This is a genomic window from Mesorhizobium sp. ESP-6-2 (assembly GCF_020164675.1).
Classification (GTDB): domain Bacteria; phylum Pseudomonadota; class Alphaproteobacteria; order Rhizobiales; family Rhizobiaceae; genus Mesorhizobium.
Map to the genome: position 1 here is coordinate 635,299 of NZ_JAIUGT010000002.1, position 23,088 is coordinate 658,386.

The 23,088-nt window shown below is 63.9% G+C and carries 21 protein-coding genes; 12 read left to right on the forward strand and 9 right to left on the reverse strand.

The window, feature by feature from the left end; all coding sequences use genetic code 11:
* Positions 1 to 37: 37 nt before the first annotated feature.
* The 3 genes from LB532_RS08235 to LB532_RS08245 all read right to left on the reverse strand — a co-directional run bounded on the left by LB532_RS08235 (position 38) and on the right by LB532_RS08245 (position 2,375).
* Positions 38 to 1,225 (reverse strand): beta-ketoacyl-ACP synthase, encoded by a 1,188-nt coding sequence (locus LB532_RS08235; RefSeq protein ID WP_140639004.1) that lies wholly within the window; start codon positions 1,223 to 1,225, stop codon positions 38 to 40.
* Positions 1,226 to 1,242: 17 nt separating this feature from the next.
* On the reverse strand, positions 1,243 to 1,524 hold the full coding sequence (locus tag LB532_RS08240) for an acyl carrier protein (RefSeq protein WP_010909964.1): 282 nt from the start codon (positions 1,522 to 1,524) through the stop codon (positions 1,243 to 1,245).
* Between the two features lie 302 nt (positions 1,525 to 1,826).
* Positions 1,827 to 2,375 (reverse strand): histidine phosphatase family protein, encoded by a 549-nt coding sequence (locus LB532_RS08245; RefSeq protein ID WP_140639003.1) that lies wholly within the window; start codon positions 2,373 to 2,375, stop codon positions 1,827 to 1,829.
* A 263-nt stretch (positions 2,376 to 2,638) separates the two neighbouring features.
* Between LB532_RS08245 and LB532_RS08250 the strand changes: the two genes are divergently transcribed.
* The 3 genes from LB532_RS08250 (at position 2,639) to LB532_RS08260 (ending at position 6,384) form a co-directional block, all read left to right on the forward strand.
* Entirely contained in the window at positions 2,639 to 3,589 is a 951-nt protein-coding gene (locus LB532_RS08250; RefSeq protein WP_140521072.1) for an AEC family transporter, read from the forward strand.
* Positions 3,590 to 3,818: 229 nt separating this feature from the next.
* On the forward strand, positions 3,819 to 5,276 hold the full coding sequence (locus LB532_RS08255) for an NAD-dependent succinate-semialdehyde dehydrogenase (protein ID WP_140639002.1): 1,458 nt from the start codon (positions 3,819 to 3,821) through the stop codon (positions 5,274 to 5,276).
* Positions 5,277 to 5,361: 85 nt separating this feature from the next.
* Positions 5,362 to 6,384 (forward strand): aldose epimerase family protein, encoded by a 1,023-nt coding sequence (locus LB532_RS08260; RefSeq protein WP_140639001.1) that lies wholly within the window; start codon positions 5,362 to 5,364, stop codon positions 6,382 to 6,384.
* A 3-nt stretch (positions 6,385 to 6,387) separates the two neighbouring features.
* Here the strand turns inward: LB532_RS08260 and LB532_RS08265 are convergent, their stop codons facing one another.
* Positions 6,388 to 7,308, reverse strand: a complete 921-nt coding sequence (locus LB532_RS08265; protein ID WP_140639000.1) for a sugar kinase — start codon at positions 7,306 to 7,308, stop codon at positions 6,388 to 6,390.
* A 150-nt stretch (positions 7,309 to 7,458) separates the two neighbouring features.
* Here LB532_RS08265 and LB532_RS08270 point away from each other — a divergent pair, with 150 nt between their 5' ends.
* Together LB532_RS08270 and LB532_RS08275 are read left to right on the forward strand one after the other, a co-directional pair.
* Complete coding sequence (locus LB532_RS08270; protein ID WP_140638999.1) at positions 7,459 to 7,908, forward strand: FixH family protein; 450 nt, start codon at positions 7,459 to 7,461, stop codon at positions 7,906 to 7,908.
* 7 nt (positions 7,909 to 7,915) lie between these two features.
* Entirely contained in the window at positions 7,916 to 9,115 is a 1,200-nt protein-coding gene (locus LB532_RS08275) for a cytochrome-c peroxidase (protein ID WP_140638998.1), read from the forward strand.
* Between the two features lies 1 nt (position 9,116).
* Here the strand turns inward: LB532_RS08275 and LB532_RS08280 are convergent, their stop codons facing one another.
* Positions 9,117 to 9,569 (reverse strand): Lrp/AsnC family transcriptional regulator, encoded by a 453-nt coding sequence (locus LB532_RS08280; protein ID WP_140551405.1) that lies wholly within the window; start codon positions 9,567 to 9,569, stop codon positions 9,117 to 9,119.
* Between the two features lie 163 nt (positions 9,570 to 9,732).
* Here LB532_RS08280 and putA point away from each other — a divergent pair, with 163 nt between their 5' ends.
* Positions 9,733 to 13,344: a bifunctional proline dehydrogenase/L-glutamate gamma-semialdehyde dehydrogenase PutA gene (gene putA / locus LB532_RS08285; protein WP_140638997.1), complete on the forward strand. Its 3,612-nt coding sequence runs from the start codon at positions 9,733 to 9,735 to the stop codon at positions 13,342 to 13,344.
* Between the two features lie 28 nt (positions 13,345 to 13,372).
* On the opposite strand, the gene LB532_RS08290 is transcribed toward putA, so the two are convergent.
* From LB532_RS08290 to LB532_RS08300, 3 genes are all read right to left on the reverse strand, one after another.
* Complete coding sequence (locus LB532_RS08290; protein WP_140638996.1) at positions 13,373 to 13,687, reverse strand: antibiotic biosynthesis monooxygenase family protein; 315 nt, start codon at positions 13,685 to 13,687, stop codon at positions 13,373 to 13,375.
* A 108-nt stretch (positions 13,688 to 13,795) separates the two neighbouring features.
* Positions 13,796 to 14,239 carry a hypothetical protein gene (locus tag LB532_RS08295; RefSeq protein WP_140638995.1) on the reverse strand — a complete coding sequence of 148 codons (444 nt, stop codon included), beginning with the start codon at positions 14,237 to 14,239 and terminating at the stop codon, positions 13,796 to 13,798.
* Between the two features lie 2 nt (positions 14,240 to 14,241).
* Positions 14,242 to 16,431 (reverse strand): TonB-dependent hemoglobin/transferrin/lactoferrin family receptor, encoded by a 2,190-nt coding sequence (locus tag LB532_RS08300; protein ID WP_140638994.1) that lies wholly within the window; start codon positions 16,429 to 16,431, stop codon positions 14,242 to 14,244.
* 201 nt (positions 16,432 to 16,632) lie between these two features.
* Between LB532_RS08300 and hemP the strand changes: the two genes are divergently transcribed.
* The 5 genes from hemP to LB532_RS08325 are packed head-to-tail and all read left to right on the forward strand — an operon-like array spanning position 16,633 to position 20,750.
* Positions 16,633 to 16,839 (forward strand): hemin uptake protein HemP, encoded by a 207-nt coding sequence (gene hemP / locus LB532_RS08305; RefSeq protein WP_140638993.1) that lies wholly within the window; start codon positions 16,633 to 16,635, stop codon positions 16,837 to 16,839.
* Between the two features lie 24 nt (positions 16,840 to 16,863).
* Positions 16,864 to 17,925, forward strand: coding sequence for a hemin-degrading factor (locus tag LB532_RS08310; protein WP_140638992.1), 1,062 nt, complete (start codon positions 16,864 to 16,866; stop codon positions 17,923 to 17,925).
* Positions 17,926 to 17,934: 9 nt separating this feature from the next.
* Positions 17,935 to 18,843, forward strand: a complete 909-nt coding sequence (locus tag LB532_RS08315; protein ID WP_140639230.1) for a hemin ABC transporter substrate-binding protein — start codon at positions 17,935 to 17,937, stop codon at positions 18,841 to 18,843.
* Positions 18,844 to 18,848: 5 nt separating this feature from the next.
* The gene (locus LB532_RS08320) at positions 18,849 to 19,949 is read left to right on the forward strand and encodes a FecCD family ABC transporter permease (RefSeq protein WP_140638991.1); all 1,101 of its coding nucleotides are present in this window, start codon (positions 18,849 to 18,851) and stop codon (positions 19,947 to 19,949) included.
* Positions 19,950 to 19,958: 9 nt separating this feature from the next.
* On the forward strand, positions 19,959 to 20,750 hold the full coding sequence (locus LB532_RS08325) for a heme ABC transporter ATP-binding protein (RefSeq protein ID WP_140638990.1): 792 nt from the start codon (positions 19,959 to 19,961) through the stop codon (positions 20,748 to 20,750).
* A 142-nt stretch (positions 20,751 to 20,892) separates the two neighbouring features.
* Here LB532_RS08325 and rirA read toward each other — a convergent pair whose 3' ends face one another.
* Positions 20,893 to 21,354, reverse strand: a complete 462-nt coding sequence (rirA, locus tag LB532_RS08330) for an iron-responsive transcriptional regulator RirA (protein ID WP_140638989.1) — start codon at positions 21,352 to 21,354, stop codon at positions 20,893 to 20,895.
* Positions 21,355 to 21,743: 389 nt separating this feature from the next.
* Between rirA and LB532_RS08335 the strand changes: the two genes are divergently transcribed.
* Complete coding sequence (locus LB532_RS08335) at positions 21,744 to 23,039, forward strand: DUF445 domain-containing protein (protein ID WP_140638988.1); 1,296 nt, start codon at positions 21,744 to 21,746, stop codon at positions 23,037 to 23,039.
* Positions 23,040 to 23,088: the final 49 nt, after the last annotated feature.

Here is a 23,088-nt window from a genome sequence, read left to right on the forward strand (position 1 = left end):
AAGCCCTAACCTTTATCATTGTATGTGGCTGGCCGCTCTATGCGGCGTTGACCAGCGCCATGCCCTCGAATTGGTGGTAGCCGATTGCCGTTGCAAGGACGCTTCTGGGAACGCCCTCGAACGGTTTCTCGGCAGCGGCATCGAAAACGGGGTAGGCGGCCTTGCGGTCGACGGCGAGCGCCGCCAGCGCCACGGCGAAGGGAAACTGCGCTTCCTTCATGTGGCCGGTCAGCGTCGCGAAGCCGCGCACCGCGATCGCGGGATTGGCGTCGAATGCCGCCTTCTCGGCGGCGGTAGCCGCGTGAGCGCCTGAGGCGCCAGACATGGTCAGCAAGCCGCCATTCGGCACGGCAGTCTTCTTGAGCAGCGCGGCGATCTCGGAATCGAGCTCGCCCTGCCGCCGCCTGGCACGGCCGGAGACGACCGGGCCGAGTTCGGCATAGATCCTGCGCCCCCGGCTTGCCGCGTGTTCGCGCTGCTCCAGCACCAGGAAGGCGCCGCCGGATCCCGATACCACGCCGCCACCTTCGGCGCCTTGCCGCTGCCAGACCGGCTTCCAGGCACCGCGATGCAGATAGCCGGCAAGCTCATAGCCGAGCAACATATCGGAATGTTCGGTCTGGAAGGCGCCGCCCACCAGTATATGCGTCGACTGGCCGGAACGAATGCGCGCGGCCGCCGTCTCGACTGCGGCGACGCCGGCGCCTTCCTCGCCCATGAAGGTCCTGGACGATCCCGTCACCTTGTGGACGATGGAGATGTTGCCGGCGAGCAGATTGGAGAGCTGCGCCAGGAACAGGGTGGGGCGCAATTCGGTGGTAAGCTTCTCGTTGAGCAGCACGTCACGGTCGTTGCGGCTTTCCGAGGCGGCCAGGATGGCGGCATCGACCGCTTCGTCGCGCTCGCCGCCGCCGGCGGCCACGACCATGTCCATGGTCGTGCAGAGCTCGTCATTGCCCTTGATGCCGGCATCATCCAGCGCAAGACCGGCGGCATAGGTGCCGAGCCTCTGCCAGGTTTCCATCTGGCGCTGGTCGCCGCGCTTGGCGATCTGCAGGTTCCAGTCGATCTCCGGCAGCGGATGGACGGTGTAGGGCGCGAAACGCTCGGCTTCGAGCACCGGCTTCTGACCCGGCTGAGTGAGCTTGCGCCAGTGTTCATCGGGGCCTTCTCCCAACGAGGAGACAAGGCCAATGCCGGTGATGACGACGTCGCGGGGGCTCATGGATGATCGGGTACGGATCAGGCGGTCTTGGCGGCCACCAGTGCGTCGATCTTGGCGCACAGGTTCTTCATGACAAAGTAATCGTCCGTCGAAGCCTTGCCGTCATTGACTTCCTGGGTCCACTTTTCCAGCGGCACCTTGATACCGAATTCCTTGTCGATGGCGAAGACTATGTCGAGGAAATCGAGGCTGTCGATGCCGAGATCGTCGATCGTGTGGCTCTCGGGCGTGATGGTGTCGATGTCGATCTCGCTGGTGTCGGCAATGATCTTGGCGACTTTGTCGAACGTGGTGGACAAGGGCTTTTCCTTCGGTTGCGGGCGGAATCTGTCCGCATCTTGTTTGGGCGCTGTCTAATCGGTTTTTCCCGGCAGGAAAAGGCCTGATACGCCGGGTGCAGATGGGTAGCGTGCCCAAGAAACGCAAGACGGGCCGCCGGTCAACCCGGCGGCCCGTCCATAGCTGGCGGCGGCGGACGATGTTGGCCTGATTGTCGCGGCCCTAGCGCGGCATCTTTCTTTGGTGGTATTTTGGCAACATTACCTCTGTCGCAAGTCCTCATCGACGCGTGGCTGCTCGCTGATGCACCGCTCGGCCCCCATTAGAACGTAACGCGGCCGAGCACGCGCAGGCCATCGCCCTGCGGCTCGACGACAACGGCTTCGCCCTCGCGCGGCGAGACGCCCGTCAACGCAGCGATATCTTCAAGATGAGTGACCATGACCAGGTTGTCAGAGCCGGAATAGGCACGGATTTCCTTCATGATCGCGGCGAGTTGCGCCGCATTCTGCGCCGCGTCGCCCTTCAGCAGGTCGAGCGGCGCGAAAGGCTCCGGCTCGGTCTCGAAGGCGATGCGCGCGGTGTCGAGGCAGCGGCAATAGCGGCTGGACAGCACGCGCTCGACCGGGGCGGCGCGGGCGGCAAGCAAGGCGCCGATCTTGCTCGACTGCTGCTTGCCGCGTGCGGACAGATTGACCTGGGTGGCGCAGTTGCCGATATCGAAATTGGCGGGATCGGTGGTGCCGGTGACCATGGCATGGCGCAAAAGCACGACATGGCCGCCATCGCGCAGCAGCGCCCAGCCGGCGTCCGTCGCATGCGCTGCAACGGGGACGCCAAACAGGAACAACGCCAGGACAAATCGGATCATCGCAATCCTTCCAGAAGCCGGGCACCGGCCACCCGCATATAGGGATCGGAAAGCAGGTACAAAGACAAGCGAAAGGCCTGCGGGCTGCGCGGTCTCACCTCTCCTTCGTCATCCGCTGCTTCACCAGATCGGTCTTCCGGTCGTGAGCGGGATGGGAAACGTCCAGCCGCCTTCGGCGATGCCCCGCTTGGCAGAACAAATTCGGGGTCGAAGAAATTCGGGCGCGATTGCACCGCGACCTTGGCTCGCCTATCCCTGGAAAAATGTCTCCGCTTACCGAAACCGTCCTTTTCGTCTTCAGCCTCGTGGCGCTCGGCTACCTCGCCGGGTTCACCGGTTATATGAAGCCGGCGAGCGGCGAGGGGATATCCGATTTCGCGGTCAGCGTTGCGATGCCGCTGCTGTTGTTCCAGACGATGGTGAATGCCGATTTCCACGGGGTGGCACCGTGGTCGCTATGGGGGGCCTATTTCGCGGCGGTGGCAATCACCTGGGCCGCCGGCCATGTCGTCACCACGCGGATATTCGGACGCGACGCACGCGCCGGTGTCGTCGGCGGCGTGTCGTCGGCTTATTCCAATGTTGTCCTGCTCGGCGCGCCGTTCATTCTCGGCATATTCGGGCGAGATGGATTCGAGGTGCTGTCGCTCCTGGTTTCCGTGCATCTGCCTGTCATGATGATGGCTTCGATCGTGCTGTTCGAGATGTTCGGCCGCGGCGGCGGCGAGCATGTGCATCCCGTGCGCGTCGTCCGCAATTTCCTGAGGCGGCTGTTCATCAATCCGCTGATCATCGGCATTCTTTTGGGTCTCGCATGGCGCTTCAGCGGCATCCCGCTGCCCGAACTGGTCATGCGGCTGGTGGACGCGCTGGCCGGCACCGCCGGGCCGGTGGCGCTGTTCGCCATGGGGCTCAGCCTGCGCCGCTTCGGCATATCAGGCAATGTCCGCCCGGCGCTGGCGCTATCGACGCTGAAGCTGTTCCTGATGCCGGCGCTGGTTCTGATCTTCGTCTGGTTGCTCGGCCTGCCGCCCTTGACCGCCAAGGTAGCGGTCGTGGTGGCGGCGCTGCCATCCGGCATCAATTCCTATCTCATTGCCGTGCAGTTCAACACAGGCCAGGCGCTGGCTTCGAACCAGATGACCATCGCGACCGCGAGCGCGGTCGTCACCACGGCTTTCTGGCTGGCGGTGAGCGTGCACGTCTTCGGCTGACATGAATATGACCAGGGTCTGAGCCGCTCGGCGTGAGTCCGTTTCGACGCGATGTGCCAGCGGTGAAATCAGGCCCCGGGCACTCGCCTTGCACTGGCATAACCCCTATATGCCATCTTGCGATTGCTTGCGGGGCTTTCCCTAGGTTAAGAGCAATGGCCCCAGCGCACGGTGCGCTAATCGAAGACATCCAGATAGCGGCCCGTGAGCGCCGAACGGAGGCTAGACCATGCTTCAGAAAACCAGCCATTTCATGCGCCAGGCCAATCTTATCAACGGCGAATGGGTGCAGGCCGACAGCGGCCAGACGATCGACGTGACCAATCCGGCAACCGGCCTCAAGATCGGCACCGTGCCGAAAGCGGGCAAGGTCGAGACCCGCCGCGCCATCGAAGCCGCCGACGAAGCGTTCAAGACCTGGCGCAAGACCACCGCGCTCGAGCGCTCGAAGCTGCTGCGCAAGCTGCACGATGCGATGATGGACAATCAGGACGTTTTGGCGGAGCTCCTGACCATCGAACAAGGCAAGTCGCTGTTCGAATCGAAGGGCGAGATCGGCTCGGCCGCCTCCTACATCCTGTGGTTCGCCGAGGAGGGCCGCCGCACCTATGGCGATGTCGTGCCGTCGCCATGGGCGGACCGTCGTATCTTGGTCACCAAGGAACCAGTCGGCGTCATCGCCGCCATCACGCCGTGGAATTTCCCGTCCTCGATGCTGGCCCGCAAGCTCGGCCCGGCACTCGCCGCGGGTTGCACCGCCGTGGTCAAGCCCGCCTCGCAGACGCCTTACTCCGGTCTGGCCTGGGGCGCGCTGGCCGAGGAGGTCGGCTTCCCCAAGGGCGTGATCAACATCCTGACCGGTGCAGCCGGCGAGATCGGCGATGAGATCTGCGCCAATCCGCTGGTCAAGAAGATCACTTTTACCGGCTCGACCGAGGTCGGCAAGATCCTGATCCAGAAGTCGTCGGTCACCGTGAAGAAGGTGTCGATGGAGCTCGGCGGCAATGCGCCGTTCATCGTCTTCGACGACGCCGACATCGATCGCGCCGTCGCCGGTGCGATCACGGCCAAGTACCGCAATTCGGGCCAGACCTGCGTCTGTACGAACCGCTTCCTTGTCCAGGCCGGCGTCTATGACCGGTTCGTCGAGAAGCTGGCTGCCGCCAGCGACAAGCTGAAGGTCGGCTCCGGTCTGGAGGAAGGTGTGCAGCAGGGGCCGCTGATCGACGAGAAGGCGGTGGAGAAGGTCGAGGAACTGATCGCCGACGCGACTTCGAAGGGCGGCAAGATCGTCGCCGGCGGCAAGCGCCATGCGCTCGGCGGCTCGTTCTTCCAGCCGACCGTCATCGCCGATGCGACGCCCAAGATGCGCTTCATGAAGGAAGAGATTTTTGGGCCGGTGGCGCCCGTCTTCAGGTTCGAGACCGAGGAAGAGGCGATCGCGCTTGCCAATGACACCGAATTCGGCCTCGCCTGCTATTTCTACACCGGCGACCTCGGCCGCGCCTTCCGCGTCATGGAAGGGCTGAAATATGGCATGGTCGGCGTCAATGAAGGCCTGATCACCACGCCGGAAGCACCGTTCGGCGGCGTCAAGGAGTCCGGGCTCGGCAAGGAAGGCGGACATCAGGGTATCGAGGACTACCTCGATACCAAATATGTCTGCATCGGCGGCCTCGGCCTCTGATAGACTATCGCCGGGACAGGCAGGCCTGTGATCTGCCTGTCCCGGCTACGAAACGGGCCGTCTGGATCAACTGACGTTTGCGGGCATGGCAATGAAGGACGGCGAGGTTTTCGGCACCACCCAGGCGGGCGAACCGGTTCGCCGCTTCACGATCAGAGGCGGCGGGCTTAGCGCCAATATCCTCGGGCTCGGCGCGATCATCCAGGACCTGCGCCTAGCCGGCCACGACGCGCCTCTCGTGCTCGGCTATGACAATCTATCATCCTATGAAACCGACACGGCTTTCTTCGGCGCGGTCGTCGGCCGCTATGCCAACCGCATCCGCGACGGCCGTTTCACCATCGCCGGCAAGCGCTACCAGACCGAGCGCAATTTTCTCGACAAACACACGCTGCATGGCGGCTCGCAAGGCTTTTTCCATCGGCCATGGACGGTTTCGCTGCATGGCCGGGACTTCGTCACGCTGACACTGCACGACCCCGACGGCACGATGGGCTTTCCTGGCGCGCTCGACGTGACCTGCACGTACCGGCTGAAGATCCCCGGCACGCTTAGCGTCGAGATATCAGCGACATGCGAGGAGCCGACGCTGTGCAATCTCACGCAGCATTCCTACTTCAACCTCGATGATGGCGGGACGGGCGACATCCTCGATCACCGGATGATGCTCAATGCCGGCGCCTATCTGCCGGTGGATGGCGAAATGATTCCGACGGGCACGGTGAAGCCTGTCGACGGCACGCCTTTCGATTTCCGCCAGGCGCGGCCGCTGCGCATGGAGACCGAAGGCGAGCAGCTTGCCTATGACCAGAACTTCTGCCTCGCTTCGGCGCGCGGGCCGCTCAAACAGGCAGCGTGGGTGCAAGGCGCGAGCTCCGGCGTCGAGATGGAACTGTGGACCACGGAGCCCGGCGTCCAGCTCTATACCGGCCAGTATGTGACGCCGCGCACTGGGTTGGAAGGGCGAAACCACAAAGCCTTCTGCGGTTTTTGCCTGGAGCCGCAAATATGGCCGGACGCACCGAACAGGCCGTATTTCCCGCAGGCGACACTGTGGCCGGGTGCGATCTACCATCACGTGACGGAATATCGGTTCCGGCTGCCCTGACCCTCAATCCGTTTCGAATGCCGCACGCAACGTCTCGAACGGCGCCAATGCGCCGCGCACCTGCACCACGCTGGCCGCGACACGGTGCGCGCGCTTTGTAGCCTCCGCAGGGGCATGTCCGGTCAGACGAGCGGCGAGATAGCCGCCATTGAAGGAATCGCCCGCGCCCGTGGTGTCGACGGGCGTGGCCACATGGATCGCCTGAACGTTCCGCAGCGTCCCGTCCTCGACGATCAGCGCCGGCTGTTCGCCATTCTTGACCACGACTTCGCCGACCAGTTGCTCTAGCCGCCCAGCCGTTGCTTGCGGCGTTTCATCGCCGAACAGCATCTGCTCGTCCGGAAAAGTCGGCAATGCGATGTCGGTGACGGCAAGCGCCTCCAGGATCGCGGCTTGCGCCTCCTCGCGATCGCGCCACAGTCGGGGCCGGTAGTTGGGATCGAAGGCGATCAGCGACCCCGCGGATCGCGCCTCGGCCACGGCCGATAGCAACGTGGCGCGCGCAGCGGAGTCCAGAATTCCCAAAGTGATTCCGGAAAAGTAGACAAGCGCCTGCTCTTCAAGGCTTTTTGCCAACGCAGCCGGATTGGAGGCAAGCTGCCTGGCAGCCGCATCGCCGCGCCAATAGGTGAAGGAGCGTTCCGCGCCGGTCAGCGTGATGGCATAGAGGCCGGGCCGCGCCCCCGGGATAACAGGGCTTTCGCCAATGCCGATGCCGTTGTCCGCGAAGAAGCCGATCTGGTCTTGCGAGAAAGGATCGTCTCCGAAAGCCGAGACGTAGGTCGCTGGCCTTCCACTCAGCGCATGCAGGGCCCACAGCGTGTTGAACGTATCGCCCGCAAATCCCATGCGCCAGTTCGAACCCGTTTGGCCCGAAAGCTCGATCATGCATTCGCCGATCGAGGCGACACCTTTGCCGATCATGATCCATTCCCCGTTACGATGCTGCTGTAGCTTTTTGGAGAGTAGAGCGCCATGCTTGGCAAGGCGGTTTTTTCCGTCACCTGCGATTCCAACAGGTTTGGCGGGATGCGATCAGTGCGGCAAAACGTTATCCCCTGAAGAGGAACCGGCTTGGCTTCGACATGGCGTTATCTTTTGGCGGGTCTTGGTCTGGCAGCCTTGCTGGCTGGCATCCTGGCAGTGGTCTATCTGACCGCACCGCGAACCGCGCAGGTTGCGGGCCCGGATATCTCCCGAACCAAAAAGACCGAGAACGGATTGTTCATGGCGAGCTTCGCGCCGGAACGCGGCGTCGTCCGTCAAGGCGAACTGGAAGCCTGGCTGTTGACGTTGAAGACGATAGCCGGGGCGCCGGTGGAAGGGGCCGCGATCGCGGTATCGGGAGGCATGCCGCAGCACCGTCACGGCCTGCCGACCAGCCCGCAGGCGACGGACTATCTCGGCGACGGGCGCTATCGCATCGAAGGAGTGAAATTCACCATGAGCGGCTGGTGGCAGCTGCATTTTGCCATCTCCGCGACGGCTGGGTCGGATACGGTCGTCTTCAACGTCGTGCTGTGAGCCGCAGATGAGGCGTCTTGCACGCTTTTTCGTCTTGATGGCGATGGCTGTTCTTGCCGGATGCGGCAAGCCGGATTTTTCCGATTCCGAGAAGAAGACCATCGCCTCGCTGGCGCTGTCGAGGCTGCCGGCCCTGAAACCCGACACCACCAACCGGTTCGCCGATGTCCCGGCCGCCGCTGCCCTTGGCTCGACGCTGTTCTTCGACGCCAGCATGAGCCGCGACGGCACGGTGTCCTGCTCGACCTGCCACAAGATCGACCGGCAGTTTCAGGACGGCCTGCCGCAGGCGGTTGGCGTCGGCCGTACGAACCGGCGTACCATGCCGCTCGCGGGCATCGCGCGCGATCCCTGGTTTTTCTGGGACGGACGGCGCGACAGCTTGTGGGCGCAGGCGCTGACGCCGCTGGAGAACCCGCTGGAGCAGGCGGGAAACCGTGCCGCCTATGCGCATTACATCAAGGCGCGCTTCGGCGAACGCTACGAGCGCATCTTCGGCCCGCTGCCCGATCTGTCCGAGATACCAGCCAATGCCAGTCCGCTCGGCAGCGATGCCGAGAAGGCTGCATGGAGCGCCATGAGCGATCGGCAGCGTGACGCGACAAACCGGGTGTTCGCCAACATCGGCAAGGCAATTGCTGCCTTCGAACGCTCGATCGAGCCGCCGCAGACCCGCTTCGACCGGTTTGCGCTGGACCTGGCGACCGGGGCCGAGCCGAAGGGCGACGCCGCCTTCTCCCGGGAGGAAATCCTCGGCCTGAAACTGTTCATCGGCAAGGCCAATTGCGTGACCTGCCACAATGGGCCGCGCTTTACCGACAATGGGTTCCACAACACCGGCGTGCCGCCGGTCAACGGCCTGCCGCCGGATCGCGGCCGCGTCGACGCGGTACGCCAAGTTCAGGCCGACCCGTTCAACTGCTTCGGCGCCTATCGCGATGGCGATATCGGCGCCTGCGGCGAATTGCGGTTCATGGTCAGGGACACGCCGGAACTGGTGCGCGCCTACAAGACGCCTTCGCTGCGCGGCGCGGCCACGCGGCCGCCCTACATGCACGCCGGTCAGTTTGCGTCGCTCGACGAGGTGGTGGGGCATTATGCCAAGGCTGCCCCCAGTGTGGAAGGGACATCCGAAATTCATCCGCTGGCGCTGTCGGACCGCGAGCGCGCGGCGCTGGTGGCGTTTTTGAAGACCTTGGCGGAATGAATTATCTGTCCTTCACTGTCTCCATTGCCACGAAGGTCGAGGTCTGGGCGACATGGGGCAGGGCCGAAATGCGTTCGCCGAGCACGCGGCGGTAGGCGGCGATGTCCCGGGTCCGCACCTTCAAAAGGTAGTCGAAGCTCGACGCCATCATGTGGCACTGCTCGATCTCGGGCACGGCCTGTACGGCACGGTTGAAGGCATCGAGCGCGGCCGAACGGGTGTCGGACAGTTTCACCTGGACGAAGGCGACATGGCCTTCGCCCATGCGCTCGCGGTCGATGATCGCCTGGTAGCCCCTGATATAGCCGTCCTTCTCCAGCCGCTTCACCCGCGCCTGCACCGGCGTCTTGGACAGGCCGACCTTGGCCGCGAGTTCCGACATGGAAAGCCTGCCGTCGCTTGCCAACGCTGACAGGATGTTCCTGTCGATGCGGTCCAATTGGTCTTCTGTCATCGAAAATACAGCCTTCTTCGGTAGTTTGCGCTGATATGATAGATCTATTGGACTGCAATGTCGATTTCTTCAGACCGCCTGAAAATCGGGACCTGTGCTAGCTTGCGCCATTCGGTCCGGCGACCGCCGGCCCGCTCCCTTGTGCTTGCCCGTAGGACCCGCCATGCCAGCGCTCGACGCCATCCGCCAGCAAATCCGCGCCAACTATTTGCCCGACGAGGAGCGGGCCGTGAAGCGGCTGGCCGAGGCGAGCGGCCTCTCGGCGGAGGACCGCCGGGCGATCTCGGCTCGCGCCGCCGATCTGGTGCGGGCGGTGCGCGGCTCGTCCGATCCACGGCTGATGGAGGTTTTCCTGTCCGCCTATGGCCTCTCCACCAAGGAAGGCGTGGCGCTGATGTGCCTGGCCGAGGCGCTGCTGCGCGTGCCCGATACCGAGACGATGGACGACCTGATCGCCGACAAGATCGCGCCGCATGACTGGTCGGCGCATTCGGGCGGCTCGAGCTCCATCTTCGTTAATGCCTCGACCTGGGCGCTGATGCTGACCGGCCGCGTGCTCGACGAAGGCGAGGGCGGCATCGAAGGCACGCTGCGCGCCATGGTGCGCCGACTCGGCGAACCCGTCATCCGCAAGGCGGTGGCGGCGGCGATGCGCGAGATGGGCGAGCAGTTCGTGCTCGGCCGCACCATCGCCGAAGCCGTAAAGCGCGGCCGAGCGATGACGCAGAAGGGTTATCTCTATTCCTTCGACATGCTGGGCGAGGCAGCCCGCACCGAGGCTGATGCGCTGCGTTACCAAAAGGCCTACGCCGACGCCATCTCGTCACTCGATGCCGGTTCAAACGGGCCTGATATCCGCCACAACCACGGCATCTCGGTGAAGCTCTCGGCGCTGCATCCGCGCTACGAGGAAGCGCAGAAGGAAGAGATGCTGCCTGTCATGGCCGAGCGGCTCCTTTCGCTGGCGCTCGCGGCGCGCCATTCGCGCATGGGCCTCAACATCGATGCCGAGGAGGCCGACCGCCTCGACCTCTCGCTCGACGTCATCGAGCGCGTGCTTGCCGAGCCGGAGCTTGCAGGCTGGAACGGATTCGGTGTGGTGGTGCAAGCGTATGGACCACGCGCGGCCTTCGTCATCGACTGGCTCTATGCGCTTGCCACGAAATACGATCGCACCATCATGGTGCGGCTGGTCAAGGGTGCCTATTGGGATACCGAGATCAAGCGGGCGCAGACGCTGGGGCTCGCCGGCTACCCCGTCTTCACCCGCAAGGCCAACACCGACGTTTCTTATCTCGCTTGCGCGAGAAAGCTTTTGTCGATGACCGATCGCATCTATCCGCAATTCGCCACCCACAATGCCCACACTGTCGCCTCCATCCTGTCGATGACGACGAACCGTGATAGCTTCGAGTTCCAGCGCCTGCACGGAATGGGCGAGGCGTTGCACGAGACTGTGCGCAAGGCCGAAGGCACGCGCTGCCGCATCTACGCGCCTGTCGGCGCGCATTCGGACCTGCTCGCCTATCTGGTGCGCCGGCTGCTGGAGAACGGCGCCAATTCATCTTTTGTCCACCAGCTCACCGACGAGGACGTGGAGCCCGAGGACATTGCGCGCGACCCGCTCGATGCGGTCGAGCGCCAGGGCCCTGCCGCCAATCCCGCGATTCCCCCGCCGGCCGCTATCTTCGGCGCAGACCGCCGGAACTCGAAAGGGTTCGACATCACCGATCCGGTGACGTTGGGGGCAATCGACAAGGAGAGGACAGCCTTCGCGGGCGCCAGCCGCTGGCACGCCAAGCCGATCACGCGTGCGGCCGGCTATGGCCAGCAACGCCCGGTCGTCAATCCGGCCAGGCCTTCGGAAGTGGTGGGCACCGTCAGCGAAGCCACCGCCAAGCAGGTGGCGACTGCGGTGCGCATCGCTGTCGAAGCGCAGCCAGCCTGGGCGAGGCGCCGAGTTTCCGAGCGTGCGGCCATCCTCAATCGGGCCGCCGACCTCTACGAGGCCAATGCCGTCGAATTCTTCGCGCTGGCCACCCGCGAGGCCGGCAAATCGCTGGCCGACGGCGTCGCCGAAGTGCGCGAGGCCGTGGATTTCCTGCGCTACTACGCCGCCGAGGCGGCCAATGCCGAGGCGGGCACCGAGGCGCGCGGCGTCATTGTCTGCATCTCCCCGTGGAATTTCCCCCTCGCCATCTTCACGGGCCAGATCGCGGCAGCGCTCGTCACCGGCAATTCGGTGATTGCAAAGCCCGCCGAACAGACGCCGCTGATCGCCTTCCGGGCCGTCGAAATGCTGCGGGAGGCCGGCGTGCCGGAAGACGTCATCCAGCTTCTGCCGGGCGATGGCCCCTCGGTCGGCGGGCCACTGACATCAGATCCGCGCATTGCCGGCGTCTGCTTCACCGGCTCGACCGAGGTCGCCAAGCTGATCGAGAAGCAACTGGCAGAGACAGCCGCGCCCGATTCCATGCTGATCGCCGAGACGGGCGGGCTGAATGCCATGATCGTCGATTCCACCGCGTTGCCCGAGCAGGCGGTGCGCGATATCCTCGCCTCTGCCTTCCAGAGTGCGGGCCAGCGCTGTTCGGCGCTGCGCGTCCTCTATGTGCAGAAGGATGTCGAGAAGAAGATGCTGGAGATGCTGAAGGGCGCCATGGAGGCGCTCAAGGTCGGCGATCCCTGGGCCATCTCGACGGATGTCGGTCCCGTCATCGACGACGAGGCGCAGGGTTCGATCCGCGATTACTGCACGACGATGGGTTTGCAGGGACGGCTGATTGCCAAGCTCGAAGCGCCCAGGGACGGCCGCTTCGTCGCGCCGCATGTGTTCCGGGTCAAGGGTATCGAGGAGATGGAGCGCGAAGTGTTCGGCCCGGTGCTCCATGTCGCCAGTTTCGACGCCGATGAGATCGACGCGGTGATCGCCGCCATCAACCGCAAGGGCTACGGCCTGACTTTCGGCCTGCACACCCGCATCGAGGGTCGCGTGCAGCATTTCGTCGACGGGATCCATGCCGGTAACATCTATGTCAACCGCAACCAGATCGGCGCGGTCGTCGGCTCGCAGCCGTTCGGCGGCGAGGGGCTGTCCGGCACCGGGCCCAAGGCCGGCGGACCGCATTATCTCCGGCGCTTTCGCAAAGGACCGGAGGCAGGTACGCCACTTGCCGACGGCCACAAGGTGACGGCGACCGAACTCGCCGACAATCTGCCCGATCCCGCGCTTGGCGGCTGGTCGACGCGGCCGGACCGCATCGCCATCCTGCGCAAGCACTTGCGCGGCAAAGGTGCCGCGGCGATCGGAGCAGCCGCCGGTATCGATTTCGGCCAGATCGACCTGCCCGGGCCGACCGGCGAGGCCAATACACTCTCACTGGCGCCGCGCGGTCGGGTGCTGTGCCTGGGACCGGACGGCGACACGCTGCTTGCCCAGACGATCCAGGCGCTCGCCGCCGGCAATGCGGTGCTGGCGGTGGCGCCAGGCGCGCCGGCGGCGCTTTCGGCGCTGACCGGCAAGGGCCTGCCGCTGGCGGCGATCGACGGCCGCCCCGATCCGGTCGAGGCGCGTTCGCTGCGCGTCGACGTCGTCGCCTTCTCGGGGACGCCGGAAGCGGCGCGTATCGTGCGCAAGGTGATCGCCGAACGCGCAGGGCCGATCGTGCCGCTGGTCAGCGAGGTGCTCAATCCGGCGGCCTACGCGCATGAGCGGGCCGTTTGCGTCGACACGACCGCGGCGGGCGGCAATGCCAGCCTGCTTGCGGCGGCGTGAGGACCCTTATCCGGCTGGCGAGGCCGCTTCAGGCGCCCTCGACGACCGAAAAACCCTCGAACTGGGGATGGCCGAGATAGTGGACCTTCGTCGTGCCGACGTTCCTGTGGGCGGCGCGAAAGTTCTCCGACTTGGTCCAGGCGATGAAATCGTCGTGGCTTGCCCAGACCGTGTGCGAGGCAAACAGCGTGTAGCCTTCGGTCTCGTTGAGTGGGCCGCGCAGCAGATGGAACTCCCGGAAGCCCTTCATTTCCGCGAGGCTGGAATCTCGGTTTTTCCACACGGCTTCGAAATCGGCTTCCGAGCCGTTCTGCACCTTGAAGCGGTTCATGGCGATGTACATGAAGTTCCTTTCGATTTCCTGGACTGAGACGGGTGGTTCCCGATTGGGTAAGTTCAGAAAGGCCTGCTTGCGTGCCGCAGGAATGCCGCACGCAGTCCCACGCCGTGCTCAGACCCCGAAGGCGATGCTGGTCTTGGCATCTGTCTTGAGTTTTCGCATGCAGGTGTTCGGCTCGACGCCGGTGCCGACGCATTCGGTCGCGCTGTTGATCAGCACGCGGCTGACCTTGACGCAGTTGGTGCCAGCGAGATCGAAGCGCGTCACCTTCGTCTTGCCGGCCGGCAGGTCCTTGAAATCGAGCACGGTCAGGCGGTCGACGACGCCGGCGTCGTTGAACAGGGCGATCTCGAATGCCGCCTTGGAAAGGTCGGCGCCGAGATTGTTGGTGACCACGAAGGTCAGGCGGCAGCCCTTTTCGGACGGTTGCACGCCATTGAGTTCAAGGATGAGAGCAGGCGCCGGCGCGGACTCTTGTGCCCACGCCGGAACCGCTGCAAGCGACATCGCCAGCGCCGAGGTCAGCAGACGAAGGGATGCCGTCAAGTTCGTCATCATCATTCTCCAAATCGCATCGTTGCCGCCAGCTTCAGCGTTATGCCCGGTTCATAGACCGCGACCGTCGTGCTGCCGTTCAACGGATTGGCGTATTTGACATCGAACAGATTGTCGGCGCGGAAATCAACCTTCAGATTGTCGGTCGCCTGGTAGCTGGCGAAGGCGTTGACCAGCGTATAATCCTCGGCGATCGGGTTACCCTTGGGCTTGCCATTGTACTGCACCTCGCCGCCGACAGTGAGTTTGTCCTCGAGGAAGCGCAGGCCGAGCTGCGCGGTGACCTGCGCGGACGGGATGGTGGCAAGGTCCGCCCGATCGCCTTCGTAGGATATGGTGTGACCATTGATGATGGAGGCGGAAAGTCCGGCGTAGCCCCATGCTGCATCATAAACGCCTTCCATCTCGAAGCCGTTGATCTTTGCCTTGGCGAAGTTCTGGTACTGGAAGCAGATCGGAATGCCCGGCCCGAAGGGGCAGCCACTGGTGGGATCGAAGGCCGACAGCGTGACACCGTCGATATAGTCGTCGACATCATTGTTGAAATAGGCGGCTTTCAGCCGAAACGCATCGCCGGATTCGAGAATGTCGTTCTGCCTGTAGTTGATGCCGAATTCAACGGTCTTGCCGGTTTCGGGCTTCAGACTGGGATTGGGCAGGAACGGGAAGCTGACCCCTGCCGGATGGTTGCCGCTGATCAGGGTTTCCGTCAGCGACGGCGACCGATAGCCCTCGGCATAGGTGCCGTAGAACTGCAGCCCTGCGAGGCTGGCGCTTTCGAAAGGCGAAACGCCGACGGTGATGCGCGGCGACAAGCGGTCGCCCGATGCCTCGTGAGCGCCGTCCTTGAGGCTGTAATTGTCGTAGCGCAGTCCGGCAATGACTTCGAGCCAATCCCAGCTGAGCTTGTCCTGGACGTAGGCGCCAGAAACGTTGCGCTTGCCGGAAGGCGTATAGAAGCTGTCGCCGCCTGCCGTGCCGCCAGTTTCGACGTCGTCATTCACCCAGTCGCCGCCATAGGTCAGTTCATGCGCGAGGCCGCCTGTCTCGAATCGCGACGTGTTCCAGATATCGATGGCGGCTGTACCGACATCGAAGGTGGCCGTCGAACCTGCCGGCAACATCACGGGAAGGCCGGTGACGGGATCGAAGCGGTTTTGCGGAACAAGGCTGGTCAGATCAAGATTGGTCTTGTTGTAGGAGGTGTTGACGTGGAGGTCGAGCCAGCTCTTGTCTTCGTCCGTGATGTTGTAGCGAGCGGTGAAGGTGTTCGACTTCAGGTCGACGTCGTTGACCGGCACGCCGCCGCTGATCTCGTTCCAGCCGTCGCTTGAACCGACCCAGCCGAGCTTCAGTTCGCTGTTGTCGCTCGGGCGGATGGTGGTCTTGAGCAGTCCGCTCAGCACGTCGAAGCCGGTGCCCTTGACGGTGTCGCCGTCGCCATCCTTGTAGTCGTCATAATTGCGGTAGACGATGTTGCCCAGCGCATCCAAATTGTCGTTGAAGCGATAGGCGCCGGATGCGCTGGTGGTCCAGCCCCCGCCGTTGCTCTCGTAGCGTCCGGTGACGGAACCAGCCCATGTCTCGTCCGGCTTGAGGAAGTCCTGGGCGTCCTTGGTGTCGAAGAAGACCACGCCGCCGATTGCGCCCGAACCATAGGTGTTGGCGACCGGACCACGGATGACGTCGACGGATTTGATAAGCTCGGGGTCGACGTAGAAGGTCGATTGGGTGCCATGGTCGGAACGCTGGAAGTTCTGCCGCGCGCCGTCGACGATGACCGCGACGCGGCCGAAATCCTGCAGGCCGCGGATGTTGACGCTGGTGCTGACGCGCCTGGCATCGGCCTGCGCCGCGACGCCGGGCACGCCGAACAGCATTTCGTTCGGCGTCGTCGCCATGCGGCGATCGAGCTGTTCCTGGTCGATATGGCTGGCCGAGGCCAGCGATTGGATGGCCGTTTCCCCCGTGCGGCTGATGACCAGAACCTTGTCGAGCAGCGTTGCGCCCGCTGGCGCCGGCTTTTCCCCCTCAGCCTGCTTCGATTGATCGGCCTGCTCTCCCGTCACCTGTGCTGATTGCTGAGCATTGGCAGGTGGCACGAACAAGGCAATCGCCGCCACGCCCGCCAGCAAAGCCGCTGCACCGTTCGGCCCCGACCAGCCGCGCCGTTCCCAAATCGCTAACCCCATGTGCCCCAACTCCAAAGTTTCCAGGTTCGATGCGGGCTGGCCTGGGGCTGGCTGGCATTTGTGATCGTATTCAGCGTCTTAAATCTTGACTCATTTAATCCGGTATTGCACTGACTAGTAAACTTGATTATTCGAGTCAAGAATGAATCGGATTACGCAACGCCTAGCCAGGCGCCCGGCACAGGAAAGGGATCGATCCACATGAACACGCACAATCCCAACGACTTCCGCTATCGCGTCCGCCGTTCCGACGATACCTCCGCCCGCTTCGAGCGCATTCCGCTGGCGGTGCGAACGCTGTCCAGCACCACGCTGTTCCAAGGCGAGCACGAGATCGGCATCGAGCACCATGGTGCGCTCTACCGGCTCAAGATCACCCGCCAGGGCAAGCTCATTCTCAACAAGTAAGGCAAGGCAGGTAGGGGACGAGACATGGACCAGCGCGTAAAACCCGTTCCGCATGAAATCCGGCGGGCGCGGACGGACAATCCGAAAACGCGCGAGCGCGATCTGGCAGCACAGCTCGGCATTTCGGAGGCCGAGCTGGTCGCTGCGCATTGCGGCGACGGCGTCCTTCGCATCGAGCCGCGCGTCAACGACCTGCTGACCGGGCTCGAAGCCGTCGGCGAGGTCATGGCGCTGACCCGCAATGAAAGCGCGGTGCATGAAAAGATCGGCGTCTACGACAAGGTGGTCACCGGCAACCACAATGCGATGGTGCTGGGCGAGAACATCGACCTGCGCATCTTTCCGAAAGTCTGGGCGCACGGCTTTGCCGTGGAAAAGCGCGACGGGGACGACATCCGCCGCAGCCTGCAATTCTTCGACGCGGCGGGCGAGGCGGTGCACAAGGTGCATCTGCGGCCGGGATCCAATCTCTATGCCTATCAGAAACTGGTCGCTTCGCTGGAATCATCGAACCAGGAACCGATGGTCGCCATTTCGGGGCAAGCCTCCGGAGACGAAGGCGAGGCGGCGGCGACGACCGCCACTCTCGACGATCTGCGCGATCGCTGGAGCCGGCTAACCGACGTGCATCAGTTCTTCGGCATGCTGAAGACGTTGAAGCTCAGCCGCCGCCAGGCTGTGCGCATGGTGGGCCAGGACTACGCCTGGCTGCTCGACAATGATGCGGTGAGGGCGATGTTCCATCATGCCGCCGCGGGCGAGATGCCGATCATGTGCTTCGTGGGGAACCGCGGCTGCATCCAGATCCATTCCGGCCCGGTCAAGTCGATCAAGCCAATGGGCCCGTGGATCAACGTTCTGGACGAGACCTTTCACCTGCACCTGCGCACCGACCATATCCACGAGGTCTGGGCCGTGCGCAAGCCGACCAAGGACGGGCATGTCACTTCGCTCGAGGTCTACGCAGCCGATGGCAGCATGATCATCCAGTTCTTCGGCAAGCGCCATGAAGGCGAGGTCGAGCGCGACGACTGGCGGTTCCTGGCCGAGAACCTGCCGCGCATTCCAAGCCCGACGGCAGCCTGAGGAAAAATGATGGTTTCTCTATCGAGACTGATGGCTGGCCTTGGACGGATGCGTGGGCCGGCAATCGGTATCTTCCTGGGCTTTGCCGCGCTGCAGCCGGCGGGCGCCACCGAAGACGGTGTCGTCTTTGCCGATCCTTCGAGGATCGCGGCGATCGGCGGCTCGATCACCGAGATCGTCTATGCGCTCGGCGAGGAAAAGCATCTTGTGGCGCGCGATTCCACCAGCCGCTATCCGAAAGCCGCTCTCGACCTGCCAGATGTCGGCTACATGCGTCAGCTGTCGCCTGAGGGTGTGCTGTCGGTCAATCCTTCGGGCATGCTGGCGCTGCACGGCAGCGGCCCCAAGGAGGCGCTCGATGTGCTGAAGAAGACGAGCATCCCCTTCATCGAAGTGCCTGACCGGTACGACCGTGAGGGCATCCTCGAAAAGGTCCGCGTGGTCGGCAAGGCGCTCGGCGCCGACGCCAAGGCCGAAGCGCTGGCCAGGGAGATCGATGCCAAGCTGCAGGCGGCGGAAAAGCAGACGGCCTCGATCAAGGAGCGCAAGCGCGTCCTGTTCGTGCTGTCGATGCAGGGCGGCAAGATCATGGCGGCCGGCAGCGACACCGCGGCCAACGGCATCATCAAGCTGGCCGGCGGCGTCAACGCGATCGAAGGTTTCTCCGGTTACAAGCAACTGTCCGACGAAGCTGTTGTCACCGCCAGGCCGGACGCGATCCTGATGATGAGCAATGCCGGGCCGCCGGTATCGGACGACGAATTGTTCGGCAACGCATCGATCGCCTCGACGCCGGCCGGAACGGCGCGCAAGCTGATCCGCATCGATGGCGGATATCTACTCGGCTTCGGACCGCGTACGGCCGACGCCGTCCACGACCTTGCCGTCGCGCTCTATGGCACGCAGATTAAGTACTGAGCGGCATGGTCGACCAGTCGATCGCCGGGCCGGCGGAGAGGAAGATGGCCAGCGACGGTGACCGTTCCGGGCGCGCCCGTCTGATCATCGCGCTCGCCTGCGTCATGCTTGCGGCAGCGGTAGTGCTGTCGCTGACCTCCGGCGCCTCGGATGCGTCCGCCGTCAAGGTCGTCGGCGACTGGCTGTTCGGCGCAGCGCCTGGCGACGTGGCGATGAGCGCGCGAGATCGCCTCATCGTCTATGACATAAGGCTGCCGCGTGTCGTGCTCGGCGTGCTGATCGGGGCCGCGCTCGCGGTGTCCGGCGCGGTCATGCAGGGGCTGTTCCGCAATCCGCTTGCCGACCCCGGCCTTATCGGCGTTTCGGCAGGCTCCAGCCTCGGCGCGGTGGCCGTCATCGTGCTCGGCACGACCATGCTGTCGCCGGTGACCGCCTGGTTGGGCGCGCTGACCCTTCCTCTGGCGGCCTTCGGCGGCGGGTTGTCGGTGACGTTGCTGCTTTACAGGGTGGCGACGCGGCAAGGCCGCACATCTGTCGCCACCATGCTGCTTGCCGGCCTGGCACTGGCCGCACTTGCCATGGCGCTGACCGGTATCCTGATCTTCATGGCCGACGACCGGCAATTGCGCGACCTGACCTTCTGGCAGCTCGGCTCGCTGGCCGGTGCGACATGGCAGAAGATCGGCTCTGTCGGCCCGGTCATAGTGCTTTCGCTGGCGGCGATGCCGTTCCTGGCCCGCGGCCTCAATGCGCTGGCGCTGGGCGAGGCGACCGCCGGCCATCTCGGCATTCCGGTGCAGCGGCTTAAGTACACGGCCATCGTGGGCGTCTCGGCGGCGGTCGGCGCCTCCGTCGCCGTCAGCGGCGGCATCGGTTTCGTCGGCATCGTGGTGCCGCATCTGCTGCGCCTGCTGATCGGCCCCGACAATCGCTTCCTGCTGCCGGCCTCGGCGCTGCTCGGCGCATCGCTGCTGCTTCTGGCCGATGCGGTCGCCCGCACCATCGTGGCGCCCGCCGAACTGCCGATCGGCATCGTCACGGCGATCGCCGGGGCGCCGTTCTTCCTCTGGATTCTGCTGCGCAAGCGTGGCGTCATCGACCTGTAGGGGTGTTTCATGATCGAAGCGCGCGATGTTTCGGTGGCGATCGGCAGGAAAGGCATCGTGGCCGGCGTCGATTTCGAGGTCAGGCCGGGTGAGATTTCGGCCATTGTCGGCCCCAATGGGTCGGGCAAGACGACCTTCCTCAAGGCGCTGTCCGGGGAACTCGCGCATACCGGCCGGATTGCCATCAACGGCCGCGACCTGTCGACCATGACGCCAGTCGAGGCGGCCACGCTGCGCGCGGTACTGCCGCAGGCGACGACCTTGTCGTTTCCCTTTACTGTGCGCGAGATTGTCAGGCTCGGCCTTGTCGGAGGCCGCTCTGGTGTGCTGCCGGGCGAGGACGAACACCTGCCGGAACGGGCGCTGGCGCGTGTCGACCTCGACGGTTTCGCCGGCCGCTTCTATCAGGAGCTTTCCGGCGGCGAGCAGCAGCGCGTTCAACTCGCCCGCGTGCTGTGCCAGATCTGGGCGCCGGTGCTCGGCGGCAAGCCGCGCTATCTGTTCCTGGACGAGCCGGTGTCCAGCCTCGACATCAAGCACCAGCTGATCATCATGAACATCGCCCGCGACTTCGCCAGAAGGGGCGGCGGCGTGGTTGCCATCCTGCACGACCTCAACCTGACGGCGATGTATGCCGACCGGATTTTCGTCATGCACCGCGGCCGGCTTGCCGCCACCGGTTCGCCGAAGGATGTGCTGAGCGACGATCTGATCGAAAGGGTATTCGGTTGCCGCTTGAGGGTTGGAGTCCTGCCGGCCGGCAATATGCCGTTCGTGCTGCCTCAATCAGCGGTCAGTTGATATTCAGCTGAGGCCGGCCTGCGAACGGCGGTTTCCTGCGCTTCCGGTACTCACGTACCCGAACGGACGCTCCGTTCCGGTTCTCGGAACCCACCATTCTCGACTCGGCCTGAGCTGAATCTCAACAGACCTGGTCGTGAGGTTAGGCGGCCGGCGCGCGGCGCTCCAGCATGTCGATGCCGAGCAGGTTGCGCACATTCGGACGCGCTGCCACGAGATCGGCAATCGTGTAGCGGGCGAGCACGGCGAAGAAGGCGTTGAGCGCCTCGCGCAACGCGGAATTCAGCGCGCAACTGTCGACCAGAGGGCACTCCGCGGCGTCGTTCTCGAAGCACTCGGCCATGGCGAAGCTTTCCTCCGTCACGCGCACAACGTCGAACAGGTTGATCGATTCCGCGGCGCGGCCAAGCCTGACGCCGCCATTGCGGCCACGCACCGTCTCGACAAGGCCATTCTCGACCAGCGGCTGGAGGATCTTGAACAGGAAAAGCTCCGACACCGAATAGGCGGCGGCGATCTCGGGGATGCGGCTCAGCCGATCGGTATTGGCCGCGCAATACATCAGGATGCGCATGGCATAATTGGTCTGGCGGGTAAGCCGCATCTTGTCCTCACAAAGCGCCGGCGAGCTGCGATCACGCCGGATTTTGAACTTTGCTGGTGCAGCTTTGCTCCGAGCTTTCGGATTCGCCACACTGGCCTCGGCGGAATATGGCCTATACCTTGGAATAATTCCAGACTAGCTTCGCATAATAGCTGAATATTCTCGTCAACTTTGTGTGCGCAAGGCGGCAAGACGCGGCCGAATCGGTTGTCATGCGCATTTCTTCGGGCGAAACACCAGAGCGGTTCAGCGTTGGTAGAATCGTCGACGCGCTCTAACTCTTTGTTTTTACGCAATTCCCCAGGGAAAGCGCTACGCGCCTTTCCCGGGAAACCGTTAAACACTTTTCCTGGACTTGCTCTAAATAGGTCCGAGATCGAGACTCCGATATGTCACAATCAGCCACGGCCCTGAACTCCGCCGGATACGATGCCGATGCGCATGCCAAGCTTGCCATGCTGCGGCGGACCAAGTTCGTTGCCACGGCGGCACTTGCGCTTTGCGTCGCCGTGTTCGCCCTGGCCAAGTCCTTCGAGAGCACCTATCCTTGGCTCGGCTTCGTCGCCGCCTTTGCCGAGGCGGCGACGATTGGCGGCCTGGCCGACTGGTATGCGGTGGTCGCGCTATTCAAGCGGCCTCTCGGCCTGCCGATCCCGCACACCGCGATCATTCCCGAGAACCAGAGCCGCATCGCCGACAATCTCGGTCGTTTCATCGAAGTCAATTTCCTTGCCCCCGAGCCGGTGCGCGAAAAGCTGGCCGAGGTCGATTTCTCGGCGCTCGTAGCCGACTGGCTGGCCGATTCGGAGCGTGCCGCGGGCCTGTCGCGTTTCGTCGTGCGCCTGGTTCCGCAGACGCTTGCCGCCGTCGAGCAATCGGGGCTGCGCGGCTTCGTCACCAGCCGGATGCTGGAGCAGATCGAAAAAGTGCCGCTGGCGCCGTTGGCGGCCGAATTGCTCTCGGCCCTGACCGACGATCGCCGTCACCAGAGGCTGTTCGATGAGTTCATCAAGGTGATCGGCCGATTCCTCAACGATGAACAGGCGCTGACGACCATGCGCGAAAAGATCCGCGAGGAACTGCCGTCGCTGTTCAACCTGTTCAGGGCCGACGCCTATCTCCTGAAGAAGGTCGTCGCCTCGGCCGGTTCGCTGCTCGACGAGGTGAGAGCCGATCCAGACCACCCGATGCGCGCGGAATTCGACCATTTCGCGCAGGGGTTCGTCGAGCGGTTGAGAACGTCGAAGCAGTATGCAAGGCGCGCCGAGAAGCTGAAGCGCGATTTCCTCGCCAGGCCGGAAGTCAAGGCGCTGGCCGGCGACATGTGGGAAAGCCTCAGCCTGTTCATCGAGCAGGATGCCAAGGCGCCGCGATCGATCATCCGCGCGCATCTTGCCAATATGTTCGTCGAGGTCGGCCGGCATCTGGCCGGCGACGCCAAGATCAGGGCCGACATGAACCAGGGATTCGTGGTGGCGCTGTCCTCTTTCGTGGAGAGCCAGAAGAGCGGCGTATCGAAATTCATCGCCGACCAGGTCAAGCGCTGGGACCTGGCGCAGCTGACGCGGTTGATCGAGATGAACATCGGCCGGGACCTGCAATATATTCGCTTCAACGGCATGATCATCGGCGGTCTGGCCGGCATCGCGCTTTACACCGCGGAGCGGCTGTTTCTCGTCAATTGACGGGCGCACGCCATGCCTTATTCTCATGGCTGGGGCATCAACAGGGGGA

Excerpts from the sequence above, each read along its gene's own strand:
- LB532_RS08295 (WP_140638995.1), bottom strand. The coding sequence starts at position 14,239 with ATGACGAACTTGACGGCATCCCTTCGTCTGCTGACCTCGGCGCTGGCG.
- LB532_RS08250 (WP_140521072.1), top strand. The coding sequence starts at position 2,639 with ATGTCTCCGCTTACCGAAACCGTCCTTTTCGTCTTCAGCCTCGTGGCG.
- LB532_RS08315 (WP_140639230.1), top strand. The coding sequence starts at position 17,935 with ATGGTTTCTCTATCGAGACTGATGGCTGGCCTTGGACGGATGCGTGGG.
- LB532_RS08320 (WP_140638991.1), top strand. The coding sequence starts at position 18,849 with ATGGTCGACCAGTCGATCGCCGGGCCGGCGGAGAGGAAGATGGCCAGC.
- LB532_RS08325 (WP_140638990.1), top strand. The coding sequence starts at position 19,959 with ATGATCGAAGCGCGCGATGTTTCGGTGGCGATCGGCAGGAAAGGCATC.
- LB532_RS08235 (WP_140639004.1), bottom strand. The coding sequence starts at position 1,225 with ATGAGCCCCCGCGACGTCGTCATCACCGGCATTGGCCTTGTCTCCTCG.
- LB532_RS08245 (WP_140639003.1), bottom strand. The coding sequence starts at position 2,375 with ATGATCCGATTTGTCCTGGCGTTGTTCCTGTTTGGCGTCCCCGTTGCA.
- LB532_RS08290 (WP_140638996.1), bottom strand. The coding sequence starts at position 13,687 with ATGTACATCGCCATGAACCGCTTCAAGGTGCAGAACGGCTCGGAAGCC.
- LB532_RS08265 (WP_140639000.1), bottom strand. The coding sequence starts at position 7,308 with ATGATCGGCAAAGGTGTCGCCTCGATCGGCGAATGCATGATCGAGCTT.
- LB532_RS08260 (WP_140639001.1), top strand. The coding sequence starts at position 5,362 with ATGGCAATGAAGGACGGCGAGGTTTTCGGCACCACCCAGGCGGGCGAA.
- LB532_RS08300 (WP_140638994.1), bottom strand. The coding sequence starts at position 16,431 with ATGGGGTTAGCGATTTGGGAACGGCGCGGCTGGTCGGGGCCGAACGGT.
- rirA (WP_140638989.1), bottom strand. The coding sequence starts at position 21,354 with ATGCGGCTTACCCGCCAGACCAATTATGCCATGCGCATCCTGATGTAT.
- LB532_RS08275 (WP_140638998.1), top strand. The coding sequence starts at position 7,916 with ATGAGGCGTCTTGCACGCTTTTTCGTCTTGATGGCGATGGCTGTTCTT.
- hemP (WP_140638993.1), top strand. The coding sequence starts at position 16,633 with ATGAACACGCACAATCCCAACGACTTCCGCTATCGCGTCCGCCGTTCC.
- putA (WP_140638997.1), top strand. The coding sequence starts at position 9,733 with ATGCCAGCGCTCGACGCCATCCGCCAGCAAATCCGCGCCAACTATTTG.
- LB532_RS08335 (WP_140638988.1), top strand. The coding sequence starts at position 21,744 with ATGTCACAATCAGCCACGGCCCTGAACTCCGCCGGATACGATGCCGAT.
- LB532_RS08280 (WP_140551405.1), bottom strand. The coding sequence starts at position 9,569 with ATGACAGAAGACCAATTGGACCGCATCGACAGGAACATCCTGTCAGCG.
- LB532_RS08310 (WP_140638992.1), top strand. The coding sequence starts at position 16,864 with ATGGACCAGCGCGTAAAACCCGTTCCGCATGAAATCCGGCGGGCGCGG.
- LB532_RS08255 (WP_140639002.1), top strand. The coding sequence starts at position 3,819 with ATGCTTCAGAAAACCAGCCATTTCATGCGCCAGGCCAATCTTATCAAC.